Below are 902 nucleotides of genomic sequence, written 5' to 3' on the forward strand. Positions count from 1 at the left end.
AGCAGATTGAGAGCTATGCGCCGGAAATCATCCGGCCGCTTCACCGCGAACAATTGCTCCGTGGCCTGGACGTCGACACCTTCTGCCAACGAGCAGGTTTCTACCTTGGTGAACTCAACGTCCTCCACCCGTTCCGCGAAGGGAATGGTCGCTCCACGCGTGAATTCATCGGCCATGTGGCGCGCGACGCCGGCTATGTAATCGACTGGGGGGGGATGGCACGCAAGGACATGATCCAGGCGGCGATCGACGCCTACGAGGGGAGCTCGACGCGGTTGGAGCGACTTATACGCGCCCACATTACCGACCTCGAGCAAGAGCACGCGCGCGACCTCGGCAGAGTGGTGGCCGGTGAGAAGGTCCAGTTCGACGCGCCGGCGCCAGGCCAGTCGTATGAGGGTTTGATCGTAGGATGCACTGAGCGCTATGTGGTGCAGGCTCAAGGCGATCACATGGTGCTGCACGCGCGCCACGCGCTGTTGAACTCGCAGGACCTTGTCGACGGCCAGGTCATGAGCATCCGCTATCCACATGGAGGTGTGGGCATTGTTGATGGTGGAGCAGGGCGCCAGGTCGAGAAGAGCACGCAGCTCGAAAATGATCGCGTTAAGGGGCGAGACCTGGAGCGCTAAACGGACGGGAAGAAGCGGACCCGTGGATATGTGGATGCTCCCTCCGGGACCATCCGGCTCGCGCAGCTCGGCCCGTGGACAACGCTATGGACAGCCGGATGGACAAGCTCCGCTTGCCCACGCGCCTGCCCACAGAGTTGCCCACCGGCTCCCCGGATTGCACCCACATACCCACCGGCCCCCACGCAGGCGCCAGTAAGAGATAGAACTTCCAAACATCTACGCCGTAGGCGATTTCCGCCGGCCGCGAGGCTGACCTCTTTCAAGATC

At 62.4% G+C, this 902-nt stretch carries 1 protein-coding gene; it reads left to right on the forward strand.

Translation table 11 applies throughout. From position 1 onward, the window contains the following. Nucleotides 1-632, forward strand: a 632-nt coding sequence (locus KDH83_RS30870) for a Fic family protein (RefSeq protein WP_212322875.1), incomplete at its 5' end; no start/stop codon positions are given. Between the last annotated feature and the right edge of the window lie 270 nt (nt 633-902).

The organism is Achromobacter sp. Marseille-Q0513, assembly GCF_018195695.1.
Lineage (GTDB): Bacteria > Pseudomonadota > Gammaproteobacteria > Burkholderiales > Burkholderiaceae_B > Achromobacter.